Origin of the sequence: Nocardia carnea (assembly GCF_029869215.1) — a bacterium.
Classification (GTDB): domain Bacteria; phylum Actinomycetota; class Actinomycetes; order Mycobacteriales; family Mycobacteriaceae; genus Nocardia; species Nocardia carnea_B.
This window is the reverse complement of sequence record NZ_JARWPM010000076.1, coordinates 1-2,147: the sequence shown is the minus strand read 5'-3', so window position 1 is coordinate 2,147 and position 2,147 is coordinate 1. Positions and strand designations below refer to the sequence as shown.

The 2,147-nt window shown below is 71.9% G+C and carries 1 protein-coding gene; it reads right to left on the bottom strand.

Annotated features, from left to right (window positions below):
• Window positions 1–178 precede the first annotated feature (178 nt).
• Window positions 179–1,567, bottom strand: a complete 1,389-nt coding sequence (locus tag QH276_RS03810) for a DUF349 domain-containing protein (RefSeq protein ID WP_280399868.1) — start codon at window positions 1,565–1,567, stop codon at window positions 179–181.
• Window positions 1,568–2,147 lie beyond the last annotated feature (580 nt).

The following is a 2,147-nucleotide window of genomic DNA, read 5'->3' as shown; positions in this document are numbered from 1 at the left end:
GGTAAGACCCGCGATGCCGAAAAGGCTCTCGCGCAGGCGAAACAGTGGCGTGAATGGGCCGAGGCCGCGGAAGGCGCCGTCAGCAACCTCAGAACGTCGCGGCCGGGGGGGCCCCGCCCCCCGGCGGGGGGGGGGTGTCGGCGGGGGGGTTCGGGCGGGGGGCCCCCCGCCGCGACGTTCAGAGGTTGCTGACGGCGCCTTCCGCGGCCTCGGCCCATTCACGCCACTGTTTCGCCTGCGCGAGAGCCTTTTCGGCATCGCGGGTCTTACCCGCGGCGCTGGCCTTCGCGGCCTGTTCCTCGAATTGGGCGACCCGTTCGCGGAACTGCGCGGCCCGCGCCAGCGCTTCCGGATCGGTCCGGCGCCATTGGGCGTCGACGGCTTGGCGGACCCGCTTCTCCAGTGCCCGCAGTCTGCTTTCCAGATCGTGCATCCGCTCGCGCGGGACCTTACCGATGGCGTCCCAGCGTTCCTGCAGGTCACGCAGGGCAGCGCGGGCGCTTTCGAGGTCGGTATCGGGATCGATCAGCGGTTCGTAGCTGCTGAGCAGTTCTTCCTTCGCGGTGGCGTTATCGGCGAATTCGGCGTCCCGCTCCGAGGCCGCGGCATTGCGTGCGGCGAAGAACACGTCCTGGGCGCTCTTGAACCGCCGCCACAGCGCCTCGTCGGCTTCGCGGGGTGCACGTCCGGCGTTCTTCCATTCGACGAGTAGATCCCGGAACACCGCGGCGGTGGCCGCCCAATCGGTGGAACCGGAGAGTTCCTCGGCGCGCGCACACAGCTCTTCCTTGCGGGTCTTGGCGGCGGCGCGTTCCCGGTCGAGTTCGGCGAAATGGGCGCCGCGGCGCCGGTTGAACGCTTCGCGGGCTTTCGAATACCGGCGCCAGAGCGCATCGTCGACCTTGCGGTCGACGCCGCGAATGGTTTTCCACTCGTCGAGGATTTCGCGCAGCCGGTCGCCGGCGGCTTTCCACTGGGTGGATTCCGCGGCGATCTGCTCGGCCTCGGCGGCGAGCGCTTCCTTGCGTTCGGTGTGCTCGTGCCGGGTACGCTCCTTCTCCTCCTTGGCGTGGGCGGCTGCCTCATCGGAATGTTCGGCGATGGCGCGCAACCGGGCGGCGAGCCCTTCGATATCGCCGATGACCGCCGCGGTGGGCAGCGTCTCGGCCAGGGCCAGCGCCGCGGCCTTGGTTTTGCGGGCATCGGTACCGGCGGCCAGGCGAGCTTCCAGCAGGGCCACCTCGGTGGCCAGGTCGTCGAATCGGCGGCCGAAATGCGCGAGGCCCTCGGCGGCGTTACCGGCCTGCCAGGAGCCGACGATCCGCTCTCCCTCGGAGGTCTTCACCCAGGCGGTGCCGTCCTCGTCGACCCGGCCCCATTTGCTCGGGTCCGTGGTGGTGGGCACGACGACCGGATGCGGATGTTCGACGGCCGGATCGGCCGGTTTCATCGCCGCGGGCGAAGGGTGGGTCTCGCCGGGTTTGGGACGGTTGCGGGGTTTGGGAGCGGGCGACGGGCGACCGGCGGGGCCGGGGCCGGGTTTGGCGGTTCCGTTGCTGTGGGTCATTGCTCCTCGTCCCTGCCGCGCGTCACGGCTGCCTGGTTTACGCGCTGCGCATACTGGCTATGCTCTGCTCATTCTGGCTACGCCCGCTCATTCTGGCCACATCCACCGGTCGGTGCGATCCGCGCGGGCGCGGTGCCTGTCGAGACCGCCGTGGCGCGGGCCGCGGTGGCCGCGCTCCGGCTACCACCGCACCGGTCCGGCGTATACGGCCCGACCTGCGGATCCGGTCCCACCGGCACCTGTTCCGGATACTTCGCACCCTAGCAATTACCCGAGGGTTTCCGGGAGAGACACTCATATCCGCACCGCGGGTGCGTGGTGTTCCTCCGCGTGAGTGCACTGCCTCCGCAACGGGGGCCGTACCTCGGGCGGACCGCGTTGCCCGCCGTGGGGGGGGGGGGGGGGGGGCGCCGGGGGGCGCCCGGGGGGGGGGGCGGGGGGGGGCGGGGGGGGGCCCCCCGGGGGGGGGCGGGGGGGGGGTGGGGGGGGGGGGGGGGGGGGGCCGGGGGGGGGGGGGGTTGGGCGGTATGACGGGGAGGTCGAGCAGGGGGCTGATATCGATCTCGGTGGTGGTGAGGCG